Source organism: Sphingomonas sp. FG14 (assembly GCF_057809675.1).
The window spans coordinates 29755-43388 of sequence record NZ_JBMDKK010000015.1; the positions used below are offsets into that span (position 1 = coordinate 29755).

The following is a 13634-nucleotide window of genomic DNA, read 5'->3' on the forward strand; positions in this document are numbered from 1 at the left end:
GCGCCATGATGCAGATTGTCGAACCAGATCGCCGTCATCCAGAGGGCGCCGGTTCAGTCCGGCGCGGACGCGCGCTGGGGCAGGAACTCGCCGATCTTGGCGGAGAGCAGCTCGATCTGGAACGGCTTGGTGATCATCGCCATGTTCGTGCCCAGGAAACCCGCGCGCACCGCGGCGTTCTCGGCATAGCCGGTGACGAACAGGATGGGCAGGTCGGGCAGGTATCCGCGCGCGATCTCCGCGAGCTGGCGGCCGTTCATGCCGGGCAGGCCGACATCCGATATCATCAGGTCGAACCTGTGGCCCGCCTCGAACATGCGGATCGCCGCTTCGGGTTCCGCCGCCGTGACGCCGGCATAGCCCAGTTCGCGCAGCACGTCGCCGATCAGCAGGCGAACCGATTCATCATCCTCCACCAGCAGGACGGTCTGGCCGTTGCCCCGTCGCACGGGTGGCGCCGCAGCCGCTTCGTCGTCCACCGCATCGCCATCGGCGACCGGCAGGTAGAGCCGCACGGACGTGCCGACCCCCGGCGTGGAATGGATGCGCACCTGTCCCTTGGACTGTTGCGTGAAGCCATAGACCATCGACAGGCCCAGCCCCGTGCCCTGGCCGACCGGCTTGGTGGTGAAGAAGGGTTCGAACACCTTCTCGATCATCTCCGTATCAATGCCGACGCCCGTGTCCGACACGCTGACCATCACATAGCGGCCGGCGGCGATGCCGGGATGGGCGGCGGCATAGGCCGCGTCGAGCGTGGCGACGGCGGTCTCGATCGTCAGCTTTCCGCCATCGGGCATGGCGTCGCGCGCGTTGATCGAAAGGTTGAGGATGGCGTTTTCAAGCTGGTTCGGATCGACGCTGGCCGGCGGCAGATCGTCCTGGGTGGCGATCGCGACCGAGATCCGCTCGCTCATCGTCCGGCGCAGGAGATCGTCGAGCGACATGACCAGCGCGTTGATATCGGTCGCGCGCGCGTCCAGCGACTGGCGGCGTGAAAAGGCGAGCAGGCGGGCCGTGAGCCCCGCCGCGCGCTGGGCGGAGACCGATGCCGCGTCCATGAACCGGTCCAGATCGTCGGTCCGCCCGGCGGCGATGCGCCGCTTCATGATGTCGATCGCGCCGATCACGCCGGTCAGCATATTGTTGAAATCATGCGCGATGCCGCCGGTGAGCTGGCCGACCGCCTCCATCTTCTGCGCCTGGAGCAGCGCGGATTCGGCGCGCTTGCGCTCCTCGGCCTCCGCCTCCAGCTTGGCGAGCGCATCCCGCAGCGCGGCGGTGCGATCGGCAACCTGCCGTTCGAGCTGCTGCGCGGATTGCAGCAGCGCCTGCTGCGCGCGCTTCTGATCGTCGATATCGACGACGACCGAGATCGCGCCCGTCACCGCCCCCGCCGCGTCGAACAGCGGCAGCCCGCTCACCCGCGTCCAGACATCGTCGCCCGCCGCCGGATGATGGAGGAATTCGATGCCCGGCACGGTTTCGCCCTTCAGCGCGCGGGCCGATACGAACCGCTCGCGGGGGATGCGCCGGCCATCCTCCTCATAGCCGATCCAGCGGTCCTCTCCGTCGGCGGTTCGCGACGGGATCTCGCCGGTCGGCTGGAACCGCCGGAATGCCGGATTGGTGAGCTGCGAATCCCCCTCGGGGCCGACGAACGCCACGCCGATCGGCAGGTGATCGATCAATGTCGACAGGCGCGACCGTTCGGCATCCAGATCGGCGATGCGGTCGCGGATCTCGAACTGTTTCTGGCGCGCGCGCATGGCCGAGGCGACGGCGCTGAGCAGCGATTCCGAACTGAGCGGCCGTTCGAGCAGCACGACGTTGATCGCGCTGTCCGGCAGGCGCCGCCGGATCGCCTCCGCCGTATCGCCACGGCCGGCCTGTCGCCCCGCCAGCAGGATGAAGGGCACGTCCGACCAGGGCGGCTGCGTTTCGAGCGCGCGGTGCAGCAGCCCCAGATCGGCGGCCAGCGCCTCCTCCGTGACCAGGATCGCGCCGACATGCTCGTCGATATGCGCGGCCACGTCGCCAAGCGTTTCGCACACCGCGGTGTCGTATCCGTCGCGCGCCAGCAAGGCGCGCATGCTTTCGGCGTCGCGGCCATAGGGCGCGCTGATCAGGACGCGATGGCCTTCCGGCGCGGACCTATGCACCAGCGCCGCGATCTTCCATGAGCGGCCCCTGCGATCCCGTATATTCAGGCGTGCCGGTCAATATGCCCCTGAAGGCGGACAGCGCCTCTCCGACGCGCACGCCCTGCTGGTCTATCCTGAATTCGCGGATGGTGTCCTCATGCGCGCCGCCGCGATTCTTGACGATCGAGATCGCCTTGCGGATGCGGCCCTCGGCTTCGAAGAAACGAAGCAGGATCACGATATCGGCGATATAGGACACGTTCAGCCCGTTGGTGCTCATCGTTCCGAAAAAGCCCTGTTGCGGGTTGATCAGGATCGTCACCACGCCGGCCTGGTTGAGATAGGACAGCAGTTCGTGAAGCTGCAGGATGAGCTGCTGTTCCTGCGGCATCGCCGCGACATAGCCGTTCAGGCTGTCGATCAGGATGAAGGTGGCGCCGTTCGCCTCCACCTCGTTCCGCACCATCGCGGCGAACTGCCCCGGCGCGATCTCCGCCGGATCGATCTGGCGGACGATCAGGCATTCCTTGTCCATCATCGGCTGCAGGTCGATGCTGAACGCCCTGGCGCGCGCGATCAGCGTGCCGATGCGTTCGTCGAATTCATAGATCACGCATTTCTCGCCGCGCCGGCAGGCGGCCGCCAGATATTGCAGCGCCAGCGTGGTCTTTCCCGCGCCCGCCGGGCCGGTGATCAGCGTGCAGGTGCCGCGCGCGGGGCCGCCGTTCAGCATCGCGTCCAGTTCGGCGACCCCGCTCGCCACCGGCTCGCCGATGAACGGGGTGTGGTGATCGGCGGCGATCAGGCGGGGAAAGATGTCCAGCCCGCCCCTGCGGATGATCATGTCGTGCCAGCCGGCGACGAAATCGACGCCGCGCAGCTTCTGGATCTGCATGCGGCGGCGGGCCGCGCCGAACTCCAGCGTCAGCCGTTCCAGCGTGACCACGCCGTGGCACAGGCTGTGAAGGTGATTGTCGCGCTCGCCGTTCGAACCGGTCAGGTCGTCGACCAGGATGACGGTGGTGTTGAGGCCCGCGAAGAACTGCTTGAGGAACAGGAGCTGGCGGCGATAGCGCAGCGGATCCTGGGCGAGCAGCCGCATCTCGGACAGGCTGTCGAACACCACCCGGCGCGGCTTCACGCGTTCCACCTCCTCCTTGATGAGCTGGATGGTGCCGCCAAGCTCCATCTCCCAGCTATGCAGGATGGACTGGTCGCGGCCCGCGCCCAGCACCGCGTCGGCCGAGGCGAGCTCGAACAGCGCGACGCCGTCGAGGTTCCAGCCATGCGATTGTGCGACCACCCGCAGTTCCTCGCTGGTCTCCGACAAGGTGATGTAGAGCGTGGATTCGCCCCGGCTGCGCCCTTCGAGCAGGAATTGCAGCGACAAGGTGGTCTTGCCGGAGCCCGGCGCGCCCTCGACCAGATACAGCCGGTTGGGTGGAAGGCCCCCGTGAAGGATGGCGTCTAGGCCGGAATTGCCCGTGGAGATTCGATCGATGTCTTGCGGCATTCTTTCCGATGCTTTCGAATATGTGCTTCCATAACGCGGATTAAGCCGAAAAAGACGCATCGCGTCGCGCGATATCGTTCGGACCGGCGCGGACGCGCGGGCGCCGTTCCGCTTGCGGATGCCCCGACTGTCGCCGATCCTGCGGCGATCGGCGGCATGTGCGCGGGGGGTGATGAAGCGGGACTGGTTCTGGGGGATCGCGGCGGGGGCGGTGGCGTTCTTCGGCGCGCTGATCGGGTTCGGGCGGATATTGCCCGGCCCGGCGATGGACAGGATCGGCCTCGCGCTGGCGACGGGCGCGCTGGTGATCGCCAGCATCGGCGGCCTGTGGCTCGGCAACCTTCACAGCATCCGCGGGATCCGGCGCGCGGGCGGCGAGGCGCGGATGATCGTGCGCCCGGTGGAGGCGGTCGTCCGCTTCCTCTGGCTGTTCGTCCTGTTCTCCATATTGATATATGGTCTGGCCACGCTGGCCGGGCTGCTGTTCGATTACCGGGCGAGCGCCACCGCGCCGCCGCGCTGGTTCCATGCCGCGATATGGGCGCTTTGCCACAGCCTGATGTGGACGACCTATTACGCCCCGAAGCCGGAGATGGCCGCCGCCTGATCGGGCGAGCCAGCGCCACGCGCATCGCCGAACCTGGCCCTGGCCGCCGCCGCGAAAGTGCGGCCGACCGGCACCAGCCTGTCGTCGATCAGGCGCAGCGAAAGCTTCTGCCCCTCCGTCCGCGTGCCCGCCACCGCCGCCTGGGCGACCCACCAGCGGCGATGGACCTGCGCGCCCAGCCGGGGATCGAGCAGGGCCACCGCATCGGCCATCCGCATCAGGATCAGCGCGCTCCCGCCCGTCGCATGCACGCGCAGATAATGATCCTCGGTCTCGAGCGCGATGATGTCGCCGCCGATCTCCGGCGGCAGCCGGCCGAGCAGCGCGGACGGAAATCCGGCGGGGGGCGCATCGTTTGCGGGTGAGGTGCTCGCCGGTGCGGGCGCCGCAGGCTCGTCGGTTTTGGGCGAGCGGGGCGTCGTCGCATAGACGATCAGCAGTTGAACGGCGGCGACCGCCGCGAACAGCGCGGGCAATTGCCAGGGCGTGAAGACGCGGCCGGGCTGGACGAACGACATCGCCCACGCCACCACGAAGGTCATCGGCACGGCGGAGACCAGCGCGACGGCGCCGATCCGGATCGCGCCGGGGCGGAGCCGCGTGACGGGCAGCGCCGCGCCCGCCGCGACGGCGGCCACCACGCCCGCCACCGTCAGCCCCAGCCAGAATGCGTAGCGGGTTGCGATCGGGAAGGCGGGGTAGGAGCCGAACGGCCCCGCGAAGCCGAGGAGCAGGCCCACCGGTATCGCGGCCAGCACGGGCCTCCATCTCTCCCAGGCAGGGCGTTGGCGCTGCGTGAACTGCATGCTTCCCACATTGGCGAAAAAACCGACGCTATTGGCGAAATCCAGGCTTGTCGATGCGGCCGGACCAAGGGGATGCCGATCGCGGCCGGCGCGCCCCGCGCCCCGCCACATTTCCGAGATGGAGACTGAAGATGAAATACCGGATGAGGCTGGCCCTGATCGCCGCCTTCGCCACCCCGGCGGTGGCCGCCGCCGCGCCCGCGACATCGACCGCCATGAGCTGCGGCCCTGGACCCAACGCCGAAGCGTCCGCCGCGCGCGGCGAGGCCCCGAACCTTCACGGCAATTGGGATTTCCTGATGGATGTGGGGGGCACGCCCAGTTTCGGGCTGTTGTCGATCGGCCTGATCGACGGCGGCTATGGCGGATCGCTGACCCCGGTGCGGACCGCGCCCGTCGTGTTGCGCGCGATCACGCTGACCGGTGACAGCATTCACATGGTCGTCGCCTCGCGCGAGGGTGACGTCCTGTTCGACGGCAGGCTCTCCGCCAGGGGCGACCGCATGTGCGGCACCGTGACCTATCACAATGGCAACAGCTTCCCGATGGCGGCGCAGAAGCGGCCTTCGGCGTACCAGCCGCAGCCCCGGCCTTGATGGGGCTGTTGGTTACCAAAACCGCTCGGGCTGAGCTTGTCGAAGCCCTGCCCTTCTACTTCCAATGCCAAGGAAGGACAGGGCTTCGACAAGCTCAGCCCGAACGGGATGTGGGAGTCGGCGCGTTAACCCGGCGCGTTTTAGTCCGGTACAGGCTCAGCCCGAACGGGATGTGGGAGCCGGCGCGTTAACCGGCGCGTCGGCCCGATACAAATTCAGCCCGAACGGTTGGGGGCGCTTTCAACACCTCCCTAGCCGTCGAACGCGATCACGCCGGGGGCGCCCACGAACAGCCGGAAATCGGCGGTGCGCCGGACGATGCGCCAGATGTTGCCGTCACGGCGCCAGCTATCGCGATATTCGCCGCTGGTGTCGAACCAGTTGGCCGCGCCATCGCCCGCGCCGACATGGCGCGCCTGGACATAGCAGGCGCTGACCGGCATCGCCGGATCGCCAAGGTCGATGATCGGGCTGCCCAGCAGATGCTGCGACGGGCCGCAACGGTCGAGGTAGCGCCGGAACATCGCCCGCAGCGCCGCCAGCCCGGATCCCGTCCGCCCCTCGCCATAGTCGAACCTGACATCCCCGGCGAAGACGGTGTCGAGCCCGTCCCATTGCCGGGTGTCGAGCAGGCGGGCGAAGCGCCCGAGCTGGTCCGATATCGCCGCGCGGATATCCGCCGCCCCCTCCGTCAATGCGCTTCGCCGATTTCGACGATCGAACAGACCGTGTCGAGGCCGAGGACGTGCGCCACGCGGCCGCTGGCGATGAAGGAGGCGACGCACTGGCTGAGATCGACGATTTCCTCGTCGGTGAATCGCGCCTTGGCGGCGGCCCAGAAGGTTTCGTCGCGCGCGAGGCCCTGCGGATCCTGGCAGAAGCGTTCGGCATATTCGATCGCGGTCCGCTCGCGGTCGCTATAGCCCGGATAGGTCCGCCAGTTCGTGACGTTCCGGTAGAAATCCTCATCGGGCGCCGCGCCGTTCTCGATCACCGTTCCGGACGCGTCGATCGACTGGGCGTCGTAGAAATCCCTGAGGTCGCGCTTGGCGCGAAAGGCGCGGCAGACCATGCAGCCGTTGATATCGGCGGTGCGTGCGCGCGCGCCCTCGAAGATCCGCAGCGGCAATCGGGTCTTGCGATACACCGCCTGCGAGAAATTCTTCGACGCCGCGACCATCTCGGCCGAAAAATAGTCGCCGAGCGCGGAAAACGGATCGGGATTGTCCTCGGGTATCGCCACGCGCATCGTCTCTCTCTCCTGCAGAGGTGAACGGTTTTCGAAAGGCGACGCGCCCACAGCAGACCGCGCGAAACCTGAATCACGCAGCCTGCCGTAGCCATTTGTTGTCGCATCGTTTCTTGCGGAAAACCGGTTCCCACTTTTCCGCACGATGCTCGGGCCGGATGGTCGCATCGTTCTCGCGGAAAACCGGTTCCCACTTTTCCGCACGATGCTCTAGCCCTCCAGGATCGCCATCTCGTAGCTCTGGCAAACCGGGTCCATCGTCAGCATGCCGCGCCCGACCAGTTGCACCTGGTTCAGCCAGGCGAGCGTCGGGTGGGCGGGATCGATCTCGATCTGGCCCGTCAGCATGATCGGCGCTTCGCCGCGCAGATGCGCCGCCATGTCGCCCACCGAGACATATTGGAAGAAGAAGGGCGTGCCGTCCCCGGCCTTCAGCGCCATGCGGACGGTGACGTGCGCCGCGTGCGGCCCTTGCAGATAGCTGCCCATGCCCACGCTCAGGCTGACCGCGCCCAGCGCGTCGTTGCGCCATTCCACCCGGCCGAGGCGCGCCGCCAGCCGGGTCGCGATCGGGCCGTCATGGCTGACCGAGAAGTCGGGAAAGACATCCAGGGTGCCGAACGGACGCAGCTTCATTGTCATATCCCCGGCACTCCATTTTTCGCCGGCCACCCGGCCGTGCGTTCCGCCATCGCCATATGCCAGCGCCGCGCCCGCCGGGCCGGCGGCCAGGGCCCCGCAGAATCCCGCGCCAAGGCCTTGCAGGAGATGGCGCCTGTCAAGCTGTTCCATGCCCTTTTCCCGTTCGCCCGGCCCCGCGCCGATTGCGTGGCCGTGCGGCCCCGCCCGCGCACTCAACAGATGTCGGCCTTAAGCTTCAACTCGCGTTCTCATCCGGGCGCCGGCCTCCCGAACATGGGGCGGCGGCCCCGGCGGCGATCAGGGCGGCGATCAGGGCGGGGGCTCGGCGGTGAAGCCCATGGTCTTGAAGCCCGCCATCTGCAGCGTGACGATCACGCCGCCGACACAGCGATACGGCGTGCTCTCATCATCCGCCTCGATGCGGGCGGCGCGGCCCCTGCCGGCTTCCCGCCGCGCGATCGGGAGCAGCGCGTTCGCCGTCACCGCCCGACCGTCGGCCCTGATCCAGCAGGATTCGCCATTCATCCCCACCGCCACGACAAAGGCGGCGGTGGCCCGGGGGCGGCGGCGACGCGCATCCCGCCAGCGCGAACGCCGCTGCTGCCGACAGGACCGAAACCGGCCATGCATATATCCTCATGCGCGCGATGACGCGGGGGCGGGGCGGAAAGCGCAAGCCGGCCCGCCCGGTAACCGCCTCAGATAAAGATCCAATTCGGTTCAATGTCGCACTTCCCGGTGGCGCGGCGACGGACTAGTGGCGCGATGGGGGATGTGCGGGCGCCGCGTGGACGCGAGCGCCGCCGCCAGCATGGAGGGGGATGTCTTGAGTTACGCGACGCTCGATTATTTGCCGGATCTGACGTTCTCCCAGATGGCGAACGCGCGCCAGCTCGTCTTCACCCCCTATTCCGCGCCGGGCACCGACTGGGTCGCCCATGCCGAGGCCTATGGCAGCGAACCCTATGCGCTGCTGCATTCGCTCTATGCCTTCCACGCGGTCGAGGGCGTCGAATATGATATCTATTCGGTGAGCTTCTTCGATCCCTATGTCGCGATCATCTATGACGCGTTCGGCAACGCGATCACCGCCAATAGCGAGACCGATGACGGGCCGGGCTTCACGCTGACCGACGCGACCTACCAGGCGGACGTCATCCGCAACTGGACGGCGCCCTATACCGGCACATTCTATGTCGATGCGAGCTGGAACCAGGGAAATTACTACACCTTCTATTCGCTGTCGCTGTACGAGAGCGGCACCCCCATGCCCAACCGCGCGCCCGCCTTCGCGCTGGCGGAAATCGATACGGCGACGGTTTCGGGCAAGGCGCTGCGGATCACCGCCGTCGCGAGCGACGCCGATGGCGATGCGCTCAGCTATGTGGCGTCGCTGGCGGCGAACGGCACGATCACCGGCGGCGCGGCCGGATCGTTCGTCTATACGCCCAAGGCGGGCTTCGTGGGGGAAGACAGTTTCCAGGTGACGGTGAGCGACGGGCGCGGCGGCACCGCGGTGCAGACCGTCCACCTCGTCGTCGCGCCGCAATCCGCCGCTTCCGCCGATCTGCGGCTGATCACGCTGGACGGCCATGTCGGCTCGATCGCGGGCAGCGGCACGGTGTTCGGCACCAATGCCGGCGGGCAGGACGTGAAGGTGCTCGACGGCGCGTTCAACCTGGCGTTCGACGGATCGTTCGCGCGCGGCGGCGATATCGTGCGGATTTCGGGCGATGCCGATGAATATGTGATCGGCGTGACCGGATCGAACGCGGTGCTCACCAATGGCGAGACGGTGGTGACGGTGCCCTTCGGCGTGGCCGGGCTGGCGCTGGTGTTCGACGATGGCGCGCGCACGCTGCTGGTGGATGGCGGCAGCGTGAAGCTGGGCACGCAGATCCTGTCGACGACGATGGCGGGCATCACCGCGCCGCCCGACGGCAAGCCGCTGCCCCCGATCACCGAAACCGCCACGCCGGGCCGGCTGATCCTGTTCCCCGACGCGGACGTGACGGTTCTGGGCAAGGTCGACATCTTCGGCACCAACGCGCCCGGCGATCACGTGTCCTTCCTGGGCGGCAGGGCGGTGCTGGACGCGTCCTTCGCCAAGGGCGGGGACACGCTGAGCCTGATCGGCGAGGCGAAGGATTTCACCGCCTATGTGCAGGGCACGAACGTCGTGCTCACATCCTCCAAGGGCGTGGTGACGGTGCCGATCGGCCTTGCCGGGGTGACGCTGGATTTCGGCGCGGACGATCGGCTGCTGCGCTTCGAGGGCGGCGGCGTGAAGATCGGCGGCCAGTCGATCGCCAACGGCGCGGGATCGGCGGTCCAGCTCGAAGCGGCGCATGTCGCCGCCGCGAACGCGCCGGCGCTGTGGATGGACGATGTGAGCAGCTTCGCCTGACGCGCGCGGGGCGGGGCGGGGCGGGGCTTCCCCCTACGCCTCGGCCTCTTCCTCCTCGTCAGGATTGAGCCCGGCCGCAAGGCGTTCGGCGCCCATGCCGAACATCACCAGGACCACGCCGGATGTCACATAGGCCGACGGGAGCAGGATCATCGCCAGGATCGTGCCCGCCAGCATGGACAGGAAACGGGCGTGCGGCCGCAGCCCCTCGTCCAGCGTTTTCAGCACCCCATCCGGTTCCATCGCCGATCCCTTCGCCCGAAACGCGCGCCGCCATCCTGCCCGATCACGCCCGCGCGCAATCACGGGCGCCGTTGGCGGCGGCGGCGCGATCGGGCAGGATGGGCGTGTGGGAGGGTGCGCGGTGAGCCTGTACAAGACGCTTTGCCGATGGACGGACACGGGGCTGGGCGGGGACCAGTTCTTCCAGCTCGTCCTCATCGCGCCGCTATGGGCCGCCGGCGCGATCGCGATCTGGTGGTGGCCGCCGGGGGTGGCGCTGGGGCTGGGCTGGATCGGCTTCGTGCTGTGGCGCGGCACGGTGCTGGCGCGGACGGGCTATATCGGCGCGGACGCGGCGGACATCGAACGAGCGGCGGAGGCGCGGCCGCCGGCGGAGGATGAGCGTGGGGGCTGAAGGGGCGAAGCCCGGTCAGGTGCCGAATCGCTCCGCCAGCGCCGCAGGCCGGACCGGATCGCCGCCGCGCGCGGCGATTTTTCGCGCGGCGATGTCACATCCCGCCACGCCGCCTCGTCATGCGGGAAAGGCCGATGACCGGCCCGCATATCGAAAGGAAATCGCCATGACCCGCTTGAACTGGGCCGCTATCGCTCCCGATGGCGCGAAGGCGCTGTTCGGCGTTCACCACTATGTCACCACGCGCACCGGCCTGCCGGAGGAGCTGGTCCATCTCGTCTTCCTGCGCGTGTCGCAGATCAACGGCTGCGCCCATTGCATCGATCTCCACACCCGCGACCTGCTGAAGACCATGCCGGTGGAGATTGTGGCGCTGCTGCCGGTGTGGCGCGAGGTGCCGCACCTGTTCGCCGACCGGTATCGCGCGGCGCTCGACTGGGCGGAGGAGGTGACCAACCTCAGCATCACCCATGCGTCGGACGAGGCCTATGCGGCGGCGTCGGCGGCGTTCGGGGAGAAGGATCTTGTCGATCTGACCATCGCCATCGCCGCGATGAACGCCTTCAACCGGCTGGGCGCGCCCTTCCGCCTGCCCGTGGCGGCGAAGCGCTGAGGGGGCGGCGGCAGCATATGCGTATTTCGCCGGCCGGCGACGGGCATGGTCGCGGGGCGGTCAGCGCCCCGGGGCCGGCATGTCGCAGGGCCAGGGCGGGCAGGCGCCCGTGGCGACGCCCCAATCGATGCTGCACAGGATCCGGCCGGAGGATCGTTCGAAATAATAGGTCGGGCCGTCCACGGCGGAATCGCAGTCGAGCAGGCCGGTTCCGCCGCAATAGAGCGGCCTGGAGCAGTGCGCCGCCGCCTTGCCGGCCGGCGTTCCCGGCGGCGGCGGGGGGCCGGCGACGGCCATCGCGCGCGGGCGTTCATGGCCGTGCCGGGCATCGTCGGCCCCGCCGGTCGGGCCGCATCCGGCGACGGCCAGCGCGGCGAGGGCGATGCACTGGAAGCGGGAGCGTGCCGCCATTCGCGGAAGCCTCGGTTGCGGGCGGTTCAAGGCTGGCATTCCCTTTGCCTCCTGTCGGCGGTCAGCGCGGCGGCGCCGTCCGGTTCCCGGTTATTTCCTCGACATAATCCCTGGCCACCGTGTGTTCCATGTAGGTGACGGTCCAGTTGGCGCCGTCTTTCTGGCGATCCTCGGGCCTGAACGACTCCAGGAAAGCCTGCGCATGGGCGCGCATCGACGCCTGGCATCGCGGCCGGCCGAGCGCGAGGAAATAGTCGTAAAGCTGCTCCTGCGTCTTGCCCGCGACATCCGCGCGCCAGTCCTTGCCGAAATATATGCCTTCCAGATGATGGGTGATCGCCAGCCTGAGGCAAAACACATAGCGCGCGCCGGCCTCCCATGCGCTGAATCCGGGTTCGGTGTCGGCCGGCAGCCGCTCGCCGGCTTCCAGGCGTTCGATCAGGCGTGCCTGGGCGGTCCGCCGCATCCTGGCGTCGACATAGTTCTCGACGATCTCCGGCCTGTCGGTGGGAGCGGCATCGCGGCCGGACAGCGCGGTGCGCAGGTCCTGGACCGCGACAGTCCGTTCCGCCCGGCAGGAATCCAGCATCTCGCCCGGAATGAGGTCGATCCGCTTCCTGTTGAACGATGCCCGCGCGGCGAAATCGTCGGCGCATCGAATGGCGGCGGGGACGAGCCGGGCGAACATGTCCTCACCGGTCGCCGGATCCGGCGACCCGGCGGACAGCAGCAAAAGAACGCTCAGCAAGAAACCCCTCCATCATCGATCGCGCGGCGCCATGAGGCGGCCGCGCCGATCCGGCAAATCATGTCATGCTAAAGCCCCGGCGGCAGCGTCCTCAGTTTCCTGTCGATCTCGGCGCGCGACAGCGGTTCCGCCGGCAGCGCGAAGCGCGACGCGGGGATCGGCGCGTGATCGACGGATCGCAGGTCCATGCCCGAATAGGTGAGCGGCGCCCCCTTTTCGAGCACCGTCCGCATCGGCGCGAACGGGTCCGCCTCACCCGGCGTCAGGCGCATCATCGCGCCGAGCATCGCGCACGTCATGTCGTAATGGCGCAGCATCGCGGCGCCCAGCGGCGCCAGCGCGGGATCGGTGCCGATCACCAGCGCCAGGCCCTTGTCGCGGATCTTCCGGCCGGGGCGATAGGGGATGCCGGGCCGTCCGTTGACCGTCACCGGCGGCCCCGCCACGAACGCCTCCCTTGGCAGGTCCGCCCGGATCCCTTCTTCCAACTCCGGATCCCCCGCACCCTGCCGCGCCGCCAGGGCGGCCGCCATGTCCTCGACGCGCATGACCTCCGGCCCCCCGGCCGTGGTGCGCACCAGATAGGCCTGCCCGCCGCGCCACAGGAAATAGCTTTGCGGGTCCACCCCTTCGCTGCGGACGTCGCCATTATCGGCCGTCTCGACGCTGATCGACATGATCTCACGCGGGTCTCCATATCGCGCGCTCATGTCCGCCAGCGCGGGCGATCCCGCCGCCGCCAGGGCGATCGCCGGCCACCAGGTTCGAACCATCATCATGCGCGCGCCGTCTTGCATCGCAGATCCGTCCGGCTGTGGCCGCCGCCGCGCGGTGTCAGACGGTGTTTCACCATCCATCCGCCGTCCCGGTCGTCGCGGACGAATTGCGCGGTGCAGGCGATCGTGTCGGGCGCCAGTTCGTCGCGCACCATGCGCGCGCCGCCTTCCCGCCACAGGGTGAAGGCGCAGCGGTGCCCCTGCGTGTTGGCGCGGCAGGCCATGTTCCGGATATGGAGCTGCGGCGCGTTCTCATCCTCGCCGCCGGCATTGTACCACAGCGACGCGAGCGCGCTGCCGTTGTAGATCATGCCGTTGAGTTGCAGATCGTGCCAGAGCGCGCCGCGAAGCTGACCGGCCAGCGGCTCCTCCGGTGGCGTCATCGTCGCGGCGGCGAGCAGGATCGGCATGGGAAGCACGGCCAGGCGACGCCATCGCCACGCGGTTTTCCGAAAGGCCGCATCGCCCGCGAACATGGTCATGCG

The 13634-nt window shown here is 68.4% G+C and carries 17 protein-coding genes; 5 read left to right on the forward strand and 12 right to left on the reverse strand.

What is annotated here, in order from left to right; all coding sequences use genetic code 11:
* Positions 1 to 53: 53 nt before the first annotated feature.
* Both ACODTA_RS24420 and ACODTA_RS24425 read right to left on the reverse strand, forming a co-directional pair.
* Positions 54 to 2162 (reverse strand): hybrid sensor histidine kinase/response regulator, encoded by a 2109-nt coding sequence (locus ACODTA_RS24420; protein ID WP_489069548.1) that lies wholly within the window; start codon positions 2160 to 2162, stop codon positions 54 to 56.
* Positions 2155 to 3657 carry an ATPase domain-containing protein gene (locus ACODTA_RS24425; RefSeq protein ID WP_489069549.1) on the reverse strand — a complete coding sequence of 501 codons (1503 nt, stop codon included), beginning with the start codon at positions 3655 to 3657 and terminating at the stop codon, positions 2155 to 2157. Before ACODTA_RS24425 ends, ACODTA_RS24420 begins: the two co-directional genes overlap by 8 nt.
* Before the next feature lie 172 nt (positions 3658 to 3829).
* On the opposite strand from ACODTA_RS24425, the gene ACODTA_RS24430 reads away from it, so the two are divergent.
* Positions 3830 to 4264 (forward strand): hypothetical protein, encoded by a 435-nt coding sequence (locus ACODTA_RS24430; protein WP_489069550.1) that lies wholly within the window; start codon positions 3830 to 3832, stop codon positions 4262 to 4264.
* Here the strand turns inward: ACODTA_RS24430 and ACODTA_RS24435 are convergent.
* A complete protein-coding gene (locus ACODTA_RS24435) occupies positions 4231 to 5022 on the reverse strand; it encodes a LytTR family DNA-binding domain-containing protein (protein ID WP_489069552.1) in 792 nt (263 codons plus the stop codon). The genes ACODTA_RS24430 and ACODTA_RS24435 overlap by 34 nt on opposite strands.
* A 179-nt stretch (positions 5023 to 5201) precedes the next feature.
* Between ACODTA_RS24435 and ACODTA_RS24440 the strand changes: the two genes are divergently transcribed.
* Positions 5202 to 5666, forward strand: coding sequence for a hypothetical protein (locus ACODTA_RS24440; protein ID WP_489069554.1), 465 nt, complete (start codon positions 5202 to 5204; stop codon positions 5664 to 5666).
* A gap of 251 nt (positions 5667 to 5917) precedes the next feature.
* On the opposite strand, the gene ACODTA_RS24445 is transcribed toward ACODTA_RS24440, so the two are convergent.
* The 4 genes from ACODTA_RS24445 to ACODTA_RS24460 form a co-directional block, all read right to left on the reverse strand.
* Positions 5918 to 6361 carry a nuclear transport factor 2 family protein gene (locus ACODTA_RS24445; protein WP_489069556.1) on the reverse strand — a complete coding sequence of 148 codons (444 nt, stop codon included), beginning with the start codon at positions 6359 to 6361 and terminating at the stop codon, positions 5918 to 5920.
* Entirely contained in the window at positions 6358 to 6915 is a 558-nt protein-coding gene (locus ACODTA_RS24450; RefSeq protein ID WP_489069558.1) for a carboxymuconolactone decarboxylase family protein, read from the reverse strand. The genes ACODTA_RS24445 and ACODTA_RS24450 overlap by 4 nt, the downstream gene beginning before the upstream one ends.
* Before the next feature lie 210 nt (positions 6916 to 7125).
* Positions 7126 to 7773, reverse strand: coding sequence for a hypothetical protein (locus tag ACODTA_RS24455; RefSeq protein ID WP_489069560.1), 648 nt, complete (start codon positions 7771 to 7773; stop codon positions 7126 to 7128).
* Positions 7774 to 7866: 93 nt separating this feature from the next.
* On the reverse strand, positions 7867 to 8082 hold the full coding sequence (locus tag ACODTA_RS24460; protein WP_489069562.1) for an ExbD/TolR family protein: 216 nt from the start codon (positions 8080 to 8082) through the stop codon (positions 7867 to 7869).
* Positions 8083 to 8383: 301 nt separating this feature from the next.
* Here ACODTA_RS24460 and ACODTA_RS24465 point away from each other — a divergent pair, with 301 nt between their 5' ends.
* Positions 8384 to 9964, forward strand: a complete 1581-nt coding sequence (locus ACODTA_RS24465; protein WP_489069564.1) for an Ig-like domain-containing protein — start codon at positions 8384 to 8386, stop codon at positions 9962 to 9964.
* 33 nt (positions 9965 to 9997) lie between these two features.
* On the opposite strand, the gene ACODTA_RS24470 is transcribed toward ACODTA_RS24465, so the two are convergent.
* Positions 9998 to 10207, reverse strand: a complete 210-nt coding sequence (locus ACODTA_RS24470; RefSeq protein WP_489069566.1) for a hypothetical protein — start codon at positions 10205 to 10207, stop codon at positions 9998 to 10000.
* Between the two features lie 121 nt (positions 10208 to 10328).
* Between ACODTA_RS24470 and ACODTA_RS24475 the strand changes: the two genes are divergently transcribed.
* The gene (locus tag ACODTA_RS24475; RefSeq protein ID WP_489069568.1) at positions 10329 to 10601 is read left to right on the forward strand and encodes a hypothetical protein; all 273 of its coding nucleotides are present in this window, start codon (positions 10329 to 10331) and stop codon (positions 10599 to 10601) included.
* A gap of 166 nt (positions 10602 to 10767) precedes the next feature.
* Positions 10768 to 11214, forward strand: coding sequence for a carboxymuconolactone decarboxylase family protein (locus ACODTA_RS24480; RefSeq protein ID WP_489069570.1), 447 nt, complete (start codon positions 10768 to 10770; stop codon positions 11212 to 11214).
* Between the two features lie 60 nt (positions 11215 to 11274).
* Here the strand turns inward: ACODTA_RS24480 and ACODTA_RS24485 are convergent, their stop codons facing one another.
* The 4 genes from ACODTA_RS24485 to ACODTA_RS24500 form a co-directional block, all read right to left on the reverse strand.
* Positions 11275 to 11625 carry a hypothetical protein gene (locus ACODTA_RS24485; protein WP_489069572.1) on the reverse strand — a complete coding sequence of 117 codons (351 nt, stop codon included), beginning with the start codon at positions 11623 to 11625 and terminating at the stop codon, positions 11275 to 11277.
* A gap of 61 nt (positions 11626 to 11686) precedes the next feature.
* On the reverse strand, positions 11687 to 12373 hold the full coding sequence (locus ACODTA_RS24490) for a hypothetical protein (protein WP_489069574.1): 687 nt from the start codon (positions 12371 to 12373) through the stop codon (positions 11687 to 11689).
* Positions 12374 to 12441: 68 nt separating this feature from the next.
* On the reverse strand, positions 12442 to 13152 hold the full coding sequence (locus tag ACODTA_RS24495) for a hypothetical protein (protein WP_489069576.1): 711 nt from the start codon (positions 13150 to 13152) through the stop codon (positions 12442 to 12444).
* Positions 13149 to 13631 (reverse strand): hypothetical protein, encoded by a 483-nt coding sequence (locus tag ACODTA_RS24500; RefSeq protein ID WP_489069578.1) that lies wholly within the window; start codon positions 13629 to 13631, stop codon positions 13149 to 13151. Before ACODTA_RS24500 ends, ACODTA_RS24495 begins: the two co-directional genes overlap by 4 nt.
* Between the last annotated feature and the right edge of the window lie 3 nt (positions 13632 to 13634).

Bases quoted from the DNA above. Each gene is read 5' to 3' on its own strand.
- ACODTA_RS24450 (WP_489069558.1), bottom strand. From the start codon at position 6,915: ATGCGCGTGGCGATACCCGAGGACAATCCCGATCCGTTTTCCGCGCTC.
- ACODTA_RS24485 (WP_489069572.1), bottom strand. From the start codon at position 11,625: ATGGCGGCACGCTCCCGCTTCCAGTGCATCGCCCTCGCCGCGCTGGCC.
- ACODTA_RS24425 (WP_489069549.1), bottom strand. From the start codon at position 3,657: ATGCCGCAAGACATCGATCGAATCTCCACGGGCAATTCCGGCCTAGAC.
- ACODTA_RS24495 (WP_489069576.1), bottom strand. From the start codon at position 13,152: ATGATGATGGTTCGAACCTGGTGGCCGGCGATCGCCCTGGCGGCGGCG.
- ACODTA_RS24480 (WP_489069570.1), top strand. From the start codon at position 10,768: ATGACCCGCTTGAACTGGGCCGCTATCGCTCCCGATGGCGCGAAGGCG.
- ACODTA_RS24430 (WP_489069550.1), top strand. From the start codon at position 3,830: ATGAAGCGGGACTGGTTCTGGGGGATCGCGGCGGGGGCGGTGGCGTTC.
- ACODTA_RS24460 (WP_489069562.1), bottom strand. From the start codon at position 8,082: ATGAATGGCGAATCCTGCTGGATCAGGGCCGACGGTCGGGCGGTGACG.
- ACODTA_RS24470 (WP_489069566.1), bottom strand. From the start codon at position 10,207: ATGGAACCGGATGGGGTGCTGAAAACGCTGGACGAGGGGCTGCGGCCG.
- ACODTA_RS24440 (WP_489069554.1), top strand. From the start codon at position 5,202: ATGAAATACCGGATGAGGCTGGCCCTGATCGCCGCCTTCGCCACCCCG.
- ACODTA_RS24500 (WP_489069578.1), bottom strand. From the start codon at position 13,631: ATGACCATGTTCGCGGGCGATGCGGCCTTTCGGAAAACCGCGTGGCGA.